Here is a 17419-nt window from a genome sequence, read left to right as displayed (position 1 = left end):
GCCCCGTCGATCATTGCGGCCTTGACCAGTTCGGTCGGGAAAGCCGCGTAGTAGTTGCGGAAGTAAAGCGTGGTGAAGCCAAGGCCGTAGACCACATGGACCATGATCAGGCCGGTGGTGGACCCCGCCAACCCCATCATGCCCAGCATCCCCGCCATCGGGATCAAAACAATCTGGAACGGGATGAAACAGGCAAACAGCATCAGCCCGAACAGGATCGTATCGCCGCGAAACCGCCATTTCGTCAGCACATAGCCGTTCAGCGCACCGAGCACGGTGGAAATCGCCACGGCGGGCACCACCATCAGGATCGAGTTGAGGAAGTAGGGCTTGAGGCCCGTCGGTTCCACCCCGATCTGGGCGGTGGACCAGGCGGAGCGCCAGGGGTCCAGCGTCCAGTGCTGCGGCAGGGACATCATGTTACCGCCGGTGATTTCGGACAAGGGTTTCAGGCTGTTGGTCAGCATCACGAAGAACGGCAGCAGGTAGAACAGCGCGAACAGCAGCAAGACCAGATAGATGAAGGTCCGCGCGACGCCTCCGGTGCGAACAGCGGTGTCTTGGGTGGCAGCGGTCATTGGCCCTTCTCCTTCAGTTCGGCGTAGAGGTAGGGGATCATGATCGCGGCGATGGTCATCAGCATGATCACCGCACTTGCCGAACCGATCCCCATCGAATTGCGGGTGAAGGTGTAGGAATACATGAAGGTCGCGGGCAGTTCGGTGGCCCGCCCCGGCCCGCCGCCGGTAAGGGCGATGACAAGGTCATAGGACTTGATTGCAAGGTGGCTGAGGATCACGAAGGCTGACAGGAACGCCGGGCGCAAAAGCGGAATCACGATGCGCCGGTACAACTGCCAGTTCGACGCCCCGTCGATCTGGGCGGCTTTCAGGATCTCGTTGTCGATGCCGCGCAGACCGGCGAGAAACATCGCCATCACAAAGCCCGACGTCTGCCAGACCGCCGCCAACACGACAGTGTAGATCGCCATGTCGCGGTCCTTGATCCAGGTGAAGCTGAAGCTTTCCCAGCCCCAGAGGTGCATGGTGTGTTCAAGCCCGATGCCGGGGTCGAGAAACCATTTCCACGCCGTCCCGGTGACGATGAAGCTGAGCGCCATCGGGTAGAGGTAGATCGGGCGCAGAAAGCCTTCGCCACGGATCTTCTGATCCAGGAAAATCGCCAGCATCAGCCCGATCAGCGTGCAGATCACGATGTAGAGCGTGGCGAAGATGCCAAGGTTGGTGATGGCGGTGATCCAATGGGACAGGCCCCAGAGGCGGGAATAATTCTCCCAGCCGATCAGGTCGTAGGAGGGCAGCATCTTGCTGTCGGTGAACGACAGATAGACGGTGTAGAGGATGAAGCCGTAAACGAAGATCAGGATCGCCGCCAAAGATGGCGACAGCACCAGCTTTGGTATCCAGTCCTGCAGGCGCGTGCGAAAATCGACCGATGTGGTTGCCATGATCCCCCCTCCCAAAGGCAGGGGCGGCCCGAAGACCGCCCCCATCCGTTCACTTCGCCGCTTCGACCGCAGCGGCAAGTTCGGTGGCAGCGGTGGCCGCGTCATACTCGCCGTTGAAATGCGCGGTGACCACGTCGTAAAGCGCGTTCTTGATGGCCGCAGGGGCAGCGTGGCCATGCGCCATGGAGCCGAACAGCGTGCCGTTCGTGTTGGCTTCGGCCAGATCCTTGATGCCCTTCTTGCCGCAATCGTCGAACGCTGTGTCTGGCACGTCGGTGCGCGCGGGGACCGAGCCTTTGACCACGTTGAACGCCGACTGGAAGGCCGGGTCCATGATCGCCTTGGCCATCTGGACCTGTGCGTCCTGCATGCCCGCATCGGTCTGCTTGAACATGGCGAACTGGTCAGAGTTGAAGGTCACCATGCCTTGCGTGCCGGGGAACCGGATGCAGACGAAATCCACGCCGGGAACTTTGCCGGCCTTGAGAAACTCGCCCTTGGCCCAGTCGCCCATCATCTGCATGCCGGCCTCGCCGTTGATCACCATGGCCGAAGCCAGGTTCCAGTCGCGGCCCGAGAAGTTGTCGTCGACGTAAGACCGCAAGGTGGCCATTCGGTTGAACGCCTCGACCATCTTTTCGCCACCCAAGGCAGCCGGATCGAGGTCGATCATCGCGGCCTTGTAGAAATCGGCGCCGAGGCTGAGCACAACCGCGTCAAACATCGTGGCTTCTTGCCAGGCTTGTCCGCCATGGGCCAAAGGCGTGATGCCGTTCGCCTTCATCGCGTCCAGAACCGCAACCAGTTCTTCCCACGTCTCGGGTGCCTTGCCGCCAGCAGCATCAAGGGCGGATTTGCTGATCCAGACCCAGTTGGTGGAATGCACGTTCACCGGGGCCGCAACCCATTTGCCATCATAGGTCGAGAAGGCCTGCAACGCGGCGGGCACCACTTTGTCCCAGCCTTCAGCTTTGGCGGTTTCGGTCAGGTCGGCAAGCGCGCTTTCCTTGGCCCAGTCCTGAATGTCAAAGCCAAGCATCTGCACCGCTGTCGGCGGGTTGCCTGCGGTGACGCGGGCGCGCAGGGTGGTCATCGCCGCCTCGCCGCCGCCCCCGGCCACGGGCATGTCGGCCCAGCCGGTGCCCTTGCCCGCCAGATCATCCTTCAGCACGTTCAGGGCCGCAGCCTCGCCACCCGAGGTCCACCAGTGCAGCACCTCTACATCTGCCGCTTTCACCAATGACGTCGACAGCACCAATGCCGCCGCCGTCGTCAGTGCCGTTCCAAGATATCCACGCATGTATTCCTCCACGAATTTGCGTTGACTGGTCGTACCGCCAAGCGATGCTCAGCGGGTCTTCACCCAATTCGGCCGGGTACGCCCGATGCGCATTGCGACCGTCTTGATCTCAAGAAACTCCTCCAACCCATAGCGCCCGATCTCGCGCCCCTGCCCTGACTGCTTGAAGCCGCCAAAGGTCATTTCGGGAAAGCCGTCCATCCAGGTGTTGGTCCAGATCGTGCCCGCCTGCACCCGGCGCGCGAAATCAAGGCAGGTGTGAACGCTGTCGCTCCACACGCCTGCACTCAGCCCGTAGGCGGCGTCATTGGCCAGGGCCACCGCCTCGTCCATGCTGCAAAAGGTCAGGCAGGCCAGCACCGGGCCGAACACCTCATCCCGCGCGATGGCCATTTCTGGTGTCACGCCTGACACCACGGTGGGCTGGTAGAACTGCCCGCCCATGCCGGGAACCTGCAGCGCGCCACCGCCGAGCGTGACCTTTGCCCCCGCCGCCACCGCCGCCTTCACGTAGGCATCGACCTTGCCCTGATGCGCGGGCGAGATCATCGCGCCGACTTGCGTGTCGGGGTTCATCGGATCGCCAAACGCCACCTGGCGTGACAGGGCGGTGACTTTCGCGACAAACGCCTCGGCGATGTCTTCATGCACCAGGATGCGGCTGCCGGAATTGCAGCACTCGCCGGCGTTGAAGTAGATGCCGAAGGTCACCGCATCGGCCGCACTGTCCAGATCGGCATCGGGGAAGATCACCTGCGGGTTCTTGCCGCCCAGTTCCAGCGCCACCTTTTTCAGCGTGGCGCTGGCAGCGACCGAGATCGCCTTGCCCACCGCAGTGGACCCGGTGAAGGTGACCATGTCGACATCCGGGTGGCTGGCGAGCGTTGTGCCGACCGGCTGGCCAAAGCCCAGAACGATGTTCACCACGCCGGCGGGCAGGCCCGCCTCGATCAGAAGTTCGCCCATCATCACGGTGGATGAGGGCGTCATTTCCGAGGGTTTGACCACGCAGGTGCAGCCCGCCGCCAGCGCAAACGGCAGTTTCTGGCTGAGAATCCAGAACGGAAAGTTCCAGGGCGTGATCACCGCGACGACGCCGATGGGTTCCTTCAGGATCACCCCCAGCATGTCGGGGCCAAGAGTGTTGTGACTGTCGCCGGTGATGTTGCGGGCGAGGGAGGCGGCATAGCGCCAGAGGTCGGCCGCGCCGGAAACCTCGCCGCGCGACTGGCTGATCGGCTTGCCGCTTTCCAGCGTTTCCAGAACCGCGATCCGCTCGACATTCGCCTCGATCAGATCGGCCACGCGCAACAGGAGTGCCGCCCGCGCCTTGCCGGTGATGCGCGACCAGACGCCGCTGTCAAACGCCGCCCGTGCCGCTGCAATCGCGGCTTGCGCTTCGGCCGCGCCGCCAAGGGCCGACCGGCTGACCACCAGCCCATGCGCGGGGGATACGCGGTCAAAGGTGGCGGCATCGGCGCTGTCTTGCCAATGGCCGCTGATCAGGTGCCGCCCGTGGAATGGCTGGTCCGGCAAAGCGATGCCACTGGCGGCGATCACGGTCAGATCTTGCATCGTCATTTCCCCGGAAATTCTGGTTTGCGTTTGGCGCGAAAGGCCGCGACGCCCTCGGCCCGGTCGGCGCTGGCCGCGATCATGCCCGAACCCAGCGCCTCGATCATCGCGGCAGGGTCTTCGCCGCAGCCGGCATGGATCATGAACTTCGCCACCTCGACCGCACGGGGCGAGGTTTCCGCCACCCGGGCGGCGATGCTTTCGGCCAGCGCGCGCGGATCTTCGGCCACTTCGGCGACAAAGCCCAAGGCCAGCGCGCGGTCCGCCGACAGCCGCCGCCCGAACAGCGCCATTTCCTTGACCACCGGTTCCGGCAACAGCCGCATCAGCCGCTGGGTTCCGGACCATCCGGGGACGATGCCCACGCCCGCCTCGGGGAGAGCGAGGCTAGCATGCGGCACCATCACCCGGATGTCACAGGAGGCAGCAAGCTCCAGCCCGCCGCCAAACGCATGGCCCGTGAGGACCGCAATCGTGGGCTTGGCCAACCGCGCCAGCCGGTCGAAAATCCGGTGCCCGTCGCGCACCCAGTGGCGCGCGAAGTCGGCAGGGGGCAGGTCGGCCCAGGCGGTGATGTCGGCCCCGGTGCAAAAGGCGCGCTCGCCTTCAGCGGTCAGCAGAACGCAGGCCAGCTCGGGCCGTCGCTCGATCAGGTCAAGGTGTGCTGCCAGCTCTGCCAGCATGCCCACGGTCAGCGCGTTCAGCTTGGCCGGGTTGTCCAGCCGCAGCTCCGCCACCGGGCCGCGCAGGATGAGGTGCACCGTACTCATGGCAGCCACCCCATCGGCCCCTGCCCCAGCAAGGCCAGTGGCATCGGCACGGCATCCGCCGCCACCCGCACCCGGCCTTGCGAGGCGGCGATGATATCGCGCGCGGCGTCGATGCCCGGCATCACTTCGGTGGCGATCAGGCCCTGGGCGTCCAGCCGGATCACGCAGCGTTCGGTGACATAAAGCACCTCCTGCCCGGTTGCCCGGGCGCGTTGGCCGGCGAAAGTCACATGTTCCACCGCTTCGACGAATTTGGGGAACTTGCCGGGTTTGACCACGCGCAGGCCATCCGCCGCCAGTGCAATCTCTGCCCCCGCCTCGAACCAGCCGGAGAAGATGATTTTCCTGGCATGGGCGGTGATATCCACAAACCCGCCGCAGCCTGCGGTCAGGTAAGGCTTCTTGCCCAGCTTGGAGACGTTGACGTTGCCGGCCACATCCACCTCGAGGAAGCTGAGGAAGGACATGTCAAACCCGCCGCCCTGAAAATAGGTGAACTGGTTGGGCGAAGGCATGAAGGCATCGGCGTTGGAGGCGCAGCCGAAGGCAAAGCCGGTCAGCGGCATGCCGCCCACGGCGCCCTGTTCGATGGCCCAGGTCACCGCTTGCGGATGCCCCTCCTCCAGCAACACCCGCGGCACCATGGCAGAAATCCCGAAACCGAGGTTGGCGACCATGCCGCCGCGCAGTTCCATCGCCGCGCGCCGGGCGATCACCTTTTCCACCCCGTGGTCTGCCAGTTTAAAGCTGGCCCAGGGCCGCATCACCTCGCCCGAGATCGCCGGGTCATAGGGGGTTTCGGTGGTCTGTTTCTGGTCGGGGTCAAGCACGATCAGATCGACCAGATGCCCCGGCACCCGTACATCATGCGGGCGCAACGACCCCGCCGCCGTCATCCGCTTGACCTGTGCTATCACCAGCCCGCCGTGGTTGCGCACGGCGATGGCCTGATCCAGACCGCCGAGATAGGCGCCTTCATGCTCATAAGTTAGGTTGCCGCGTTCATCCGCCGTGGTGGCGCGCAGGATGCAGACGTTCGGCACGATGTTCGGGAAATGCAGCCAGGTCTGGCCGCCGAAATCTTCGCGCCGCACGATCGGGGCCTTGGCGGCGGCGGCGTTCATCGCACAGCCTTCGCGCTGCGGGTCAACGAAGGTTTCCAGCCCGACTTTGGTGAAGACACCGGGGCGACGGGCGGCGACATCGCGGTGCATGACGAAGAGGATGCCGGAGGGCCCGTTATAGGCCTCGATCCGGTCCTCGACGATCATCTTCCAGATCTCGGGCATTGGCAGGTTGGAGGAGCCGGACGGGTAAGACCCCGCGATGATCCGCCGCAAAAGCCCGTCCTTGGCGATATGGTCGATGCCCTTGACGCCATACATGTCGCCCGCCGCGATGGGGTTGAGCGTGGTCAGCCCGCGCGGATGCCCTTCGGCGTCAAAGCGCGCGCCGATGGCGGCCAGCACCTTGTCAGGGCAACCAAGGGCCGAGGATGAGGAAATCGTCACCACTGCGCCGTCGGGAATGCGGGCTGCGGCCTCTGCCGCGGAAACCAGCTTGTTCATCAGAGCCCCCCGTACCCGACATTGACGCGCGCGCCAGTGACCGCCGCCTCGCGCACCGCCAGTGCGATGGCCAGAGACTTGACGCCATCGCGCCCGTCTGCCGCTGGGGCGCCCGTGCCACGCACCGCATTTACAAAGGCCGCGACGCCACGCTGGTAAAGATCATGCGGTGAGAACGGCACCGCCTCGCGCCCCGCAGCGGTGACCAGAACCACCTCGCCCACCGGGCGCTGTGTCATCACGCCGGTCGCGAAGATCGAGCCTGCGGTGCCATGCACCTCCAGCCCCGTCCCGGCGAAGGCATGGGTAAAGCTTTCATGCGCCATCACCATCGCGCCCGAGGGCAGGGTCCAGACCGACATCACCGAATCCTCAACCCCCTGCCCCATGCCGGACACGCCCGCTTGTGCCACGACATGGGCCGGATCTTCGCCGGTGAGGAACCTGGCGGTATCGGCGTCATGCACCGTGATGTCGGGGATCACCCCGCCACCCGCGCCCGCGTCATTGATCCGCCAGCCTTGCAGGTGTGGCGGCAAATGCACCGCATGGTGCAGGCGCAGCGACAGGATCTTGCCAATCCGCCCGTCGGCAATCAGCGCCCGGATTGCCAGATGGCTGCCGGCGTTGCGCAAGTGGTGGTTGGTGGCCAGCACGACCCCCGCAGCCGCAGCCGCGTGCACCATCTCGGCGGCCTCGGCCACCGTCATTGCCAGCGGCTTTTCGCACAGCACATGCTTGCCCGCAGCAATCGCTGCTAGCGCCTGTTCGCGGTGCTTTTCATTGGTGGAAGAGATATAGACGGCCTGCACGTCGCGGTCAGACAACACGTCTTGCAGACGGGTGGTGGCCCGCTCGATCCGATGCGTGCGGGCAAAGGCATCGGCATGGTCAGCCGAACCGCTGACCACCCACCGGGGCGCAGCTTTGGTGGCGCGCAACGCGGCGACCATGTGCTCGCTCGCTATGGTACTTGCCCCGATCAAGCCCCAGTGCATCTTTTCGCCTCAAATTTGGATCATTCCAATTTCTTTAATGGAACGATCCAAAGGAGTCAATCGCCCCCTAGATGCTGCGTGCGTCGCTGTCAGGCACGTTTTTGGAAGCGGCGGATTTCCCCGGTCTGGACATTCGGGACTTGCGAGATCGCCCGGCTTGGAATCGACCCAGCCCCTCGGGGCGCAACCTAGCGATTCGGGCTGGACCTGACGCTGCATCCTTGAGTTGTAGGGCCTGTAGCCATCAACACATCGCATCATCAGCCTAACTTTGTCCGCTCAGACCTCAAACTACGGCAACAATGTTTAATTTTTTGCATGCATGATTGATGCAGTTCTGGCCTGTCCTGGTGTAGTTTGGTACGTGAAATTCTATCAATAACAGTGTTTTCCGCGACTCTGTTTCCAACTTAGGCCACAATGAGCCGTTTCTGGGGCATTGGCTAAAATACTCGCCGTAAGATTGACCAAATAATAGCGAATTGCTGCCTTGTTTCATGCAAGTGTAACTGCTTGAATGTTACCTAAGGTTGTGTGAACGCATGCGTTAACAGGAACGGCGGACGGAAATGATCCGATTTAACAGAGCAGCCAAAGTTGCACCGGTGTGGACCAGAACCGTGGTTTCGCAGCGCGAACCGAAGTTGGTCACGAAACCGCAAGTGCAGGAAGAGGCATTTGCCGAGCCGGAACTTACGCCAGACACGTTCGTCGACGAGCTGAAGCAAGGCAGCACCTTGCTGCAAGGCCAGTTTACCATCATCAGCTATCTCAACAGCGGCGGCTTCGGCATCACCTATCTTGCGAAGAATTCGCTCGACCGGACTGTCGTGATCAAGGAGTGCTTTCCCAACGCGCTGTGCCGGCGCAGCGGCAACACCGTGCGTGCCCGGTCCCGCGCGCATCAGGGCGAATTCCGCACCATCGTGCGGCTGTTCGTGCAAGAGGCGCACAGCCTGTCAAAGTTGGTGCATCCCAGCATCGTAGGCGTGCATCAGGTCTTTGAAGACAACGACACCGCCTACATGGCGATCGACTATATCAACGGCAAAGACCTGCTTGATATTCTGGAAGAGAACGCGGAACCGTTCACCCCGGCTGAAGTTGTGGGATTGTTGAAAAAGGTGCTCGGGGCCGTCGACTTCGTGCATCAGTCCGGCATGTTGCACCGCGACATCTCGCCCGACAACATTCTGGTGGATCACAACAAGCAACCGATCCTTATCGACTTTGGCGCCGCGCGCGAACAGGCAACGCGGGCCAGCCGGGTGATGTCGGCGCGCCGGGTGGTGAAGGACGGCTACTCGCCGCAGGAGTTCTATCTCACCGGCGCGGCGCAGGGAACCTACAGTGATCTCTATGCGCTGGCAGCGACGTTCGTGCACATCATCGCTGGCGAAGCCCCACCCGAAAGCCAGCGTCGTCTTGCCGCAATCGCCGAGGGGCGCGAAGACCCCTATCGGCCGCTGACAGGCGCGTTTGAAGGCTATCCGCCGCAGTTTCTGGAAGCCATCGACAAGGCGGTGCGCGTGTTGCCGAAGGACCGTCTGCAGACGGCAAAGGAATGGCTCGACATTATCGCCCTTGGCGAGGCAGAGGCCGCAGGGCCAACCGCGCAGGTCGTGCCGCTGGTTCTGGTGCCGCCACCGTTTCCAAAGCGCCTGATGTCGCGCCGTTTCATGACGGCCCCAGCACCGGTCGCTCCGGCGGTTCAGTCCCGCACTGCGCGGAAGCTGAGCATTCCAGTGCTTTCTGGCGTGGCATCGTTGTTGGCCTTGACCATCGGGCTTGGCGTCTGGTCGCTTGAGCATAAGGTGCCGCAGCAGACCGTGGCAGGGTTTGAAACCAGCAGCCCCAAACCAAGGCCGTCCGTGCCACCCCACGGTGCGGGCAACAAGGTTTCTGCCGCCGTGGCGAAGGGTGAAACGGGCGGTACGTCGATCATCGCGGATTGATGCGGTTCCGCGCGATGTGGCCTTGAAAGCATGACAGTCGATCCTGCCTCCGGCGCTGACGGAGAGCATGGCCGCAGGATCGCTGGCACTTGGCGCGACAAAGCCTGCCACACTGGCAACGGCTGTGCCGGGTGGCTCAATAGGATCCGGCCGATGTCCCAAGACCGATGACGCCGGACAACATCCGAGGATGCGCCGGCTGACCGATTTCCGTGCCGCATTGCCGCTGGCTTTGTCACCACCCGTGACCTGATCGCAAAGCATCGTCCGCCGCACTGCCGGTTGACACGCGCCCCGCAGAATGATCCCTCAAGGGCAAAGCAGGGGGCTTCAGGGTGTTCGATCTGGTCATCTTCGACTGTGACGGCGTGTTGATCGACAGTGAAATCATCAGCGCCCGGATGTTGATTGCCGAACTGTCGCGGCTGGGCGTGGACATCGACCTTGACTATGTGGCGCGCAACTTTCTTGGGCGCAGCTATCCGACGGTGATGGCACAGATCCGGCGCGAGTTTGATCTGGACCTGCCAGCCGATTTTGAGGACCTGTATCGCGAACGCTTGCTGGACGGGTTCCGCCGCGACCTGAAGGTGATGCCGGGGGTCACCGAGGTTTTGTCCGGTCTGGCGACGCCCTGGTGCGTGGCCACCTCCTCATCGCCCCGGCGGGCCGAGATGTCGCTGTCGCTGACCGGGTTGCGTGATGCGGTTGGGCCGCGCTTGTTCACCGCGTCGCAGGTGGCGCAAGGCAAGCCCGCGCCCGATCTGTTCCTGTTTGCCGCCGCTGAAATGCAGGCCGATCCGGCCCGCACCCTGGTGATCGAAGATAGCCTGACGGGGGTGCGCGCCGCCCTTGCCGCCGGGATGCAAGTGTGGCGCTTTACCGGGGGCAGCCACTTTTCCGGCCGCACCACGACGGACACACCCGACGAAGACCCCTTCGACGCCCGCCCGCACCGCCGCTTCGACCGCTTCGCCGACTTCTTCAATTCAGGCTCCGACCTCGCGAGACATCCATGAGCAAGCCAGACCTTGATCCCACGTTGCACGACGAGGCGGCGCGCGCCGGATGGCTGTATTATGTGGGTGGGCTGACACAGGACCAGATTGCCGCCGAGCTTGGCGTTAGCCGACAGCGCGCACAGCGGCTGGTGTCGCGCGCGATGACCGAAGGGCTGATCCAGGTCCGCCTCAATCACCGCATCGGCGTCTGCCTTGATCTGGAGGCAGCACTGACCGCCCGCTTTGGGTTACTACGCTGCCGGGTCTGCCCCGGCCTTGGGCCTGGCACCGATGGGGTGCGTGCCATCGCCTCGGCCGCGGCGGCGGAACTGGAGCGGTTCTTGCGCATGCCCGACCCGCTGGTGATCGGGCTTGGCACCGGGCGCGCGATGCGCGGCATGGTCGACGCGATGGTCGAGATGGACGCCGATCAGCATCGCCTTGTGTCGCTGATCGGCAATATCGCCCCCGACGGTTCTGCCAGCTTTTTCGATGTGGTGATGCGCATTGCCGACAAGGTGCGCGCGCCGCATTATCCGATGCCGGTGCCAGTGATTTCCACCACCGCCGAGGAAAACGCGGCTTTTCATGCGCTGCCCCCGGTGCAGAAGGTGGTTGATCTGGCCCGTCGCGCCGACGTGGTGTTTGTCGGCGTCGGGCAGATGTCGGATGACGCGCCGCTTTTGGCCGACGGCTTTGTCACGCGGGCCGAACTGGATGACATGCAGGCTGCTGGCGCCACTGGCGAAGTCGCCGGTTGGGTCTATGACCAGCGCGGGGACTACCTGGATGTTGGCACCAACCGGCGCACGGGTGGGGTCCGCGTGGCACCGGGGCTTGATCGGCCCTCCATCGGAATTGCTGCGGGCGCATCGAAGGTGCCTGCCATCCACGCAGCCCTACAATCACGTATCATCAACGGCTTGGTTACAGATGAGCCCACTGCCGCCGCCCTTTTAGCGCGCCGCTGATGGCTGCAAATGCAGCGAAAGAAGGGGCTTGACGACTCGTATACTCATGTGAGCATTTACTCACTTAGCGATGATTTGCTCATACGCTGATCAGGGAGGATCAAATGACACTTTCGCTTCGCGCGCTTTTGGGCGCGACGGTTTCGCTTGCCCTTGCGGGGGCTGCATTGGCCGAAACCACCATCACCGTGGCCACCGTGAACAACGGTGACATGATCCGCATGCAAGGGCTGATGGACGACTTCTATGCCAAGAACCCCGACATCAAAGTCGAGTGGGTGACACTGGAAGAAAACGTCCTGCGCCAGAATGTCACCAACGACATCGCCACAGGTGGTGGTCAGTATGACGTTGTGACGATCGGCACCTATGAAGTTCCGATCTGGGGCAAGCAAGGCTGGCTGGAAAGCCTGAACGATTTGCCCGCAGACTATGACATCGACGACCTTCTGCCAGCCATCCGTGGCGGCTTGACGGTGGACGGCAACCTGCTGGCATCGCCTTTCTATGGTGAATCGTCGTTTGTGAACTACCGCAAGGATCTGGCTGAAAAGGCTGGCATCACCATTCCAGACGCGCCAACCTGGGATGACATCAAGGCCGCTGCGGCTGCGATGACGGACACAGAAGCTGGCATCTACGGCATCTGCCTGCGCGGCAAGGCCGGCTGGGGCGAAAACATGGCCTTCCTGACCACGATGGCCAACTCCTACGGTGCGCGTTGGTTCGATGAAAACTGGAAGCCGCAGTTCGACCAGCCAGAGTGGAAGGCAGTGATGACCGACTATGTCGAGTTGCTGACAAAATACGGCCCGCCCGGCGCATCGAACAACGGCTACAACGAGAACCTGACCCTGTCGCTGCAAGGCAAATGCGCTATGCGCATGGATGCCACCGTATCAGCAGGCGCGCTGATCGACCCCAAGCAATCCGAGTTTGCCGACAAGGTTGGCTTCGCTTTGGCCCCCGACATGGGTCTTGGCAAGCGGGCAAACTGGCTGTGGGCATGGTCTTTGGCCATCCCATCGTCGTCTGACAACAAGGATGCCGCCAAGGCATTCGTTAACTGGGCAACCAACAAGGACTACATCGCACTTGTTGCGTCGAAAGAAGGCTGGGCAGCCGCTCCTCCCGGAACGCGTATCTCTCTTTACGCCAACCCGGAATATGCAGCCCTGCCGTTCGCCAAGATGACGATCGACTCGATCAACGCGGCTGACCCGACCAACCCAGCCACCAAGCCGGTGCCTTATGTCGGCGTGCAGTTCGTGGCGATCCCGGAGTTTGCGGGCCTTGCAACCTCGGTTGGCGAAATCTTCTCGGCCGCACTTGCCGGACAGAAAACCGTGGATGAAGCCTTGGCCGAAGCTCAGGCCCTGGCCACCGAAGAGATGACTTCGGCAGGCTACATCAAGTAACTATCAGTTCTGTTGCGAGTATCGGGGGACCGGTCCATATACCGGACCGGTCCCCCCCTTTGACGCCGGACGATCTTGGGCGTCGAGCCGTTTTCCCGTTCGCTGACAGTTGGCCCGCCCGTTTACACCGTTCCAGGGAGAGCACCGCCATGTCCACTCAAAGCACCCGCGCTGCTGCCCGTTTGATGGTGGCACCGTCGGTCATCTTGCTGTTCATCTGGATGATCGTGCCGCTGGCGATGACGATCTATTTTTCCTTCCGCCTATACCGGTTGCTGTCGCCCGAGCGCACGGGCTGGGTCGGGTTCAACAATTACATGTGGTTCCTGAACTCGCCCGATTTCTGGACGGCCATCGTCAATACCTTGCTGCTTGTCGGCGGCGTGCTGATCATCACGGTGGTCTTGGGGGTCTTGATTGCCATCCTGATCGACCAGCCGATCTGGGGTCAGGGGCCGCTGCGGATCCTGGTCATCTCTCCCTTCTTCATCATGCCACCCGTCGCCGCGTCGATCTGGGAAAACCTGTTCATGCACCCGCAGAACGGGTTGCTGGCCGCCGTGTCGCGGGGGCTCGGGACAGAGCCGATCCTGTATCTGGAAAGTTATCCGATGGCCTCGGTGATCTTCATCGTGTCGTGGGAATGGTTGCCGTTTGCCACGTTGATCTTGCTGACCGCCCTGCAATCCATGTCGTCCGAGCAGATGGAAGCGGCCGAGATGGATGGCGCGTCAGCCTTCTCGCGCTTTCGCTATCTTGTGCTGCCGCACCTCAGCCGGGCGATCACCGTGGTCATCCTGATTCAGACCATTTTCCTGCTGGGCATCTTTGGCGAGATTTTCACCACCACCCAAGGTGGGCCCGGATCAGCCTCTACCACGCTGCCCTACATGATCTACAAACAGGCGCTGATCGCCAAGGACATCGGCCGTGCCGCCGCCGGGGGGATAATTGCCGTCATCCTTGCCAATATCGTAGCCGTCTTCCTGATGCGTGCCATCGGCAAGCATCTGGACGCCTGAAGGGAAACGCATCATGGCCCGCGCCGTCACCACCAAGCAAAAGATCGGCTACACCGCAGCGGCCTGGGCTGTGGGTCTGCTGATTTTCTTTCCAGTGCTGTGGACGATCCTGACCAGCTTCAAGACCGAGGTCAGTGCCGTCGCCTCTCCGCCGGAGTTTCTGGGTGCGGACTGGACGCTGGAGAATTACGTCGAGGTTTGGCAACGGTCTGATTATCCACGGTTCTTCTGGAATTCGGTGGTGATATCGCTCGGCTCCACGCTTCTGGGCCTTGCCATTGCGATCCCTGCCGCATGGTCGATGGCTTTCGCGCCCGGCAAGCGGACGAAGGATCTGTTGATGTGGATGCTGTCCACCAAAATGATGCCGGCGGTCGGCGTGCTGATTCCGATGTATCTTTTGTTCCAACGGACCGGGCTGTTCGACACCAAGGTCGGGCTGATCCTGGCGCTGATGCTGATGAACCTGCCGATCATCATCTGGATGCTCTACACCTACTTCAAGGAAATCCCTGGCGAAATCCTTGAGGCGGCACGGATGGACGGGGCGTCTTTGAAGAACGAGATCTTCTATATCCTGACGCCCATGGCGGTGCCCGGGATCGCCTCGACAATGCTTCTGAACATCATTCTGGCGTGGAATGAGGCGTTTTGGACAATCACCTTGACCACCGTGAACGCCGCCCCCCTGTCGGCTTTCATCGCCAGCTTCTCGGCACCGCAGGGGTTGTTCTATGCGAAACTCAGCGCGGCCAGCACGATGGCGATTGCGCCGATCCTTATCGTTGGCTGGTTTAGCCAGAAACAATTGGTCCGCGGCCTGACTTTTGGCGCGGTGAAGTGAGGGAAACATGGGACAGATCACGCTAAAGCAGGTGCGCAAGTCGTTTGGCGACGTGCATGTCATTCCCGGCGTCGATCTTGACATCAGGGATGGTGAGTTTGTCGTGTTTGTCGGCCCTTCCGGCTGCGGCAAGTCCACGCTTTTGCGACTGATCGCCGGGCTGGAAGATACCACTTCGGGGTCCATATCCATTGACGGCAAGGACGCGACCAGCCTGCCGCCCGCCAAGCGTGGCCTTGCGATGGTGTTCCAGTCCTACGCGCTTTATCCGCATATGTCGGTACGCAAGAACATCGCCTTTCCGTTGAAGATGGCGGGGATGAGCGTCGCTGACATCGACAAAAAGGTTGATGCGGCTGCCAAGGTTCTGAACCTGACCAGCTATCTTGACCGACGCCCTGGGCAGCTTTCGGGCGGGCAGCGCCAGCGTGTGGCCATCGGGCGGGCCATCGTGCGCGAACCGGCGGCATTCCTTTTCGACGAGCCGCTGTCCAACCTTGACGCCGCCCTGCGTGGAAACATGCGTCTGGAAATCACCGAACTGCACCAGTCGCTGAAGACCACCATGATCTATGTGACCCATGATCAGGTCGAGGCGATGACCATGGCCGACAAGATCGTCGTGCTGCAGGCCGGTCTGATCGAACAGGTCGGCAGCCCTTTGGAGCTTTATAACAACCCGGCCAACGTGTTTGTCGCGGGCTTTATCGGCAGCCCAAGAATGAACTTGGTCGAGGGTCCGGATGCGCAAGCGGAAGGCGCCAATACCATCGGCGTGCGGCCGGAACATCTGGATATCTCCACCACAGCGGGCAAATGGACCGGCAAAGTCTCTGTCACCGAACGGTTGGGTTCTGACACCTTCCTGCATGTGGCTGTTGCGGGCCACGGTTCGATGACGGTGCGCGCGTCTGGCGACGTCGCCCTGAAACATGGCGATACGGTTTATCTCACCCCCCAAGCGGGCAGGATTCACCGCTTCGGCCCGGACGGAAAGACGATGGCATGAGACTGGCAGGCAAGACCGCACTCATCACCGGGGCTGCACGTGGCATCGGGTTCGAATTTGCCCGCGCCTACATCGCCGAAGGTGCAACCGTGGCGCTTGCCGATATCAACGAAGGCGCCGTCGCCAAGGCGGTGGCCGAGCTTGGCCCACAGGCGTTTGCGGTGCAGATGGATGTGACGCGGCAAGACAGCATCGACGCAGGGTTCGCCGCCGCTATCGCCCGGATGGGGCATCTGGATATCCTGATCAACAACGCGGCCCTCTTCTCGGCCGCCCCGATCGTCGAGATCACCCGCGCCGATTATGACCGCCTGTTTGCAGTGAATGTTGCGGGCACCCTCTTTTGCCTGCAAGCCGCCGCCCGCCACATGACCCCGCGCGGATCGGGCACCATCATCAATATGGCCAGCCAGGCCGGCAGGCGCGGCGAAGCCCTCGTCGCGGTCTATTGCGCCACCAAGGCCGCGGTCATTTCGCTGACCCAATCAGCGGGCCTTGATCTGATCCGCCACGGCATCAACGTCAACGCCATCGCCCCCGGCGTGGTCGATGGCGAGCATTGGGACGGCGTCGATGCCTTCTTCGCCAAGTACGAAAACAAGGCCCCCGGCCAGAAAAAGCGCGAAGTAGGCGGGGCCGTTCCCTTTGGCCGCATGGGCACCGCTGCGGACCTGACCGGCATGGCAATCTTCCTTGCGACACCAGAAGCGAAATACATCGTCGCCCAATGCTTCGGCGTGGACGGCGGCAATTGGATGGCCTGACCATGACCCCTTCGCTGCCCGCCTATGATCGCAACAAGCTGACCCCCGGCATTGTCCACATCGGCCTTGGCAACTTTCATCGCGCGCATATGGCCGTCTACCTTGACGACCTGTTTGCGCTTGGTGTGGGCCATGACTGGGCCATCCTCGGCGCAGGTGTGCGCGAGGGCGACGCCCGCATGCGCGAGGCGCTGAAGGCGCAGGATTGCCTTTCCACCGTGATCGAGCTTGATCCCTCGGGCCGCTCTGCCCGCCGCATCGGCGCGATGATCGACTTTCTGCCAGTGGAACCTGACAACGCCGCCCTGATCGCCGCGATGACCCGGCCAGAGATCCGCATCGTCTCGCTCACCGTCACCGAAGGCGGTTATTTCATCGACCCCGCCACCGGCAGGTTCGACCCCGCTGCCCCCGAAATCGCAGCCGATGCAGCCAACCCGCACCGCACCGCCTTTGGCGCGATCATCGCCGCGCTGAAGGCCCGCCGCGCTGCTGGAACCGCACCCTTCACCGTGATGTCCTGCGACAACCTTCCCGGCAACGGCCATGTGACCCTATCCGCTGTGACCGGCCTTGCCCGCCTCAGTGACCCCGCGCTGGCCGATTGGATCGCCGCCAACGTGGCGTTCCCGAACGGCATGGTTGACCGCATCACCCCCGCCACCGGCCCGCGCGAACGCGACATGGCTGCGGCTTTCGGCCTGACCGACCCGGTGCCGGTGACCTGCGAGCCGTTCCGCCAGTGGGTGCTGGAGG

General features: G+C 62.6%; 15 protein-coding genes and 1 pseudogene. 9 read left to right on the top strand and 7 right to left on the bottom strand.

Annotation, left to right across the window (positions count from 1 at the left end; genetic code table 11):
* The 7 genes from RMO18_RS13345 to RMO18_RS13315 all read right to left on the bottom strand — a co-directional run.
* Positions 1-578 (bottom strand): carbohydrate ABC transporter permease (locus RMO18_RS13345; protein WP_309666517.1); only part of this gene is annotated, 578 nt, incomplete at its 3' end.
* Positions 575-1468 (bottom strand): sugar ABC transporter permease, encoded by an 894-nt coding sequence (locus tag RMO18_RS13340; RefSeq protein WP_309666515.1) that lies wholly within the window; start codon positions 1466-1468, stop codon positions 575-577. The genes RMO18_RS13340 and RMO18_RS13345, both read right to left, overlap by 4 nt.
* Positions 1469-1517: 49 nt before the next feature.
* A complete protein-coding gene (locus RMO18_RS13335) occupies positions 1518-2768 on the bottom strand; it encodes an ABC transporter substrate-binding protein (RefSeq protein WP_309666514.1) in 1251 nt (416 codons plus the stop codon).
* A gap of 48 nt (positions 2769-2816) precedes the next feature.
* A complete protein-coding gene (locus RMO18_RS13330) occupies positions 2817-4349 on the bottom strand; it encodes an aldehyde dehydrogenase family protein (protein ID WP_309666511.1) in 1533 nt (510 codons plus the stop codon).
* Positions 4346-5113: an enoyl-CoA hydratase/isomerase family protein gene (locus tag RMO18_RS13325; protein ID WP_309666510.1), complete on the bottom strand. Its 768-nt coding sequence runs from the start codon at positions 5111-5113 to the stop codon at positions 4346-4348. The genes RMO18_RS13330 and RMO18_RS13325 overlap by 4 nt, the downstream gene beginning before the upstream one ends.
* Positions 5110-6681, bottom strand: coding sequence for a CoA-transferase (locus RMO18_RS13320; protein ID WP_309666509.1), 1572 nt, complete (start codon positions 6679-6681; stop codon positions 5110-5112). The genes RMO18_RS13325 and RMO18_RS13320 overlap by 4 nt, the downstream gene beginning before the upstream one ends.
* Positions 6681-7679 (bottom strand): Gfo/Idh/MocA family oxidoreductase, encoded by a 999-nt coding sequence (locus tag RMO18_RS13315; protein WP_309666508.1) that lies wholly within the window; start codon positions 7677-7679, stop codon positions 6681-6683. Before RMO18_RS13315 ends, RMO18_RS13320 begins: the two co-directional genes overlap by 1 nt.
* A 569-nt stretch (positions 7680-8248) precedes the next feature.
* Between RMO18_RS13315 and RMO18_RS13310 the strand changes: the two genes are divergently transcribed.
* From RMO18_RS13310 to RMO18_RS13270, 9 genes and pseudogenes are all read left to right on the top strand, one after another.
* Complete coding sequence (locus RMO18_RS13310; protein WP_309666507.1) at positions 8249-9634, top strand: serine/threonine-protein kinase; 1386 nt, start codon at positions 8249-8251, stop codon at positions 9632-9634.
* 335 nt (positions 9635-9969) lie between these two features.
* Positions 9970-10653, top strand: coding sequence for an HAD family hydrolase (locus RMO18_RS13305; RefSeq protein WP_309666505.1), 684 nt, complete (start codon positions 9970-9972; stop codon positions 10651-10653).
* A complete protein-coding gene (locus RMO18_RS13300; protein WP_309666504.1) occupies positions 10650-11606 on the top strand; it encodes a sugar-binding transcriptional regulator in 957 nt (318 codons plus the stop codon). The genes RMO18_RS13305 and RMO18_RS13300 overlap by 4 nt, the downstream gene beginning before the upstream one ends.
* 104 nt (positions 11607-11710) lie before the next feature.
* A complete protein-coding gene (locus RMO18_RS13295; protein WP_309666503.1) occupies positions 11711-13024 on the top strand; it encodes a sugar ABC transporter substrate-binding protein in 1314 nt (437 codons plus the stop codon).
* A 149-nt stretch (positions 13025-13173) separates the two neighbouring features.
* The gene (locus RMO18_RS13290; protein ID WP_309666502.1) at positions 13174-14046 is read left to right on the top strand and encodes a sugar ABC transporter permease; all 873 of its coding nucleotides are present in this window, start codon (positions 13174-13176) and stop codon (positions 14044-14046) included.
* A gap of 13 nt (positions 14047-14059) precedes the next feature.
* Positions 14060-14890, top strand: a complete 831-nt coding sequence (locus tag RMO18_RS13285) for a carbohydrate ABC transporter permease (protein WP_309666501.1) — start codon at positions 14060-14062, stop codon at positions 14888-14890.
* Between the two features lie 7 nt (positions 14891-14897).
* Complete coding sequence (locus RMO18_RS13280; RefSeq protein ID WP_309666500.1) at positions 14898-15899, top strand: ABC transporter ATP-binding protein; 1002 nt, start codon at positions 14898-14900, stop codon at positions 15897-15899.
* A complete protein-coding gene (locus tag RMO18_RS13275) occupies positions 15896-16663 on the top strand; it encodes an L-iditol 2-dehydrogenase (protein WP_309666499.1) in 768 nt (255 codons plus the stop codon). Before RMO18_RS13280 ends, RMO18_RS13275 begins: the two co-directional genes overlap by 4 nt.
* Positions 16664-16665: 2 nt before the next feature.
* Positions 16666-17419, top strand: a pseudogene (locus tag RMO18_RS13270) (mannitol dehydrogenase family protein); the annotation flags it as partial.

Origin of the sequence: Tabrizicola sp., from assembly GCF_031377265.1 — a bacterium.
Lineage (GTDB): Bacteria > Pseudomonadota > Alphaproteobacteria > Rhodobacterales > Rhodobacteraceae > JAUYQR01.
The sequence above is the reverse complement of the archived record's forward strand: the minus strand, read 5'-3'. Positions and strand labels throughout refer to the sequence as shown.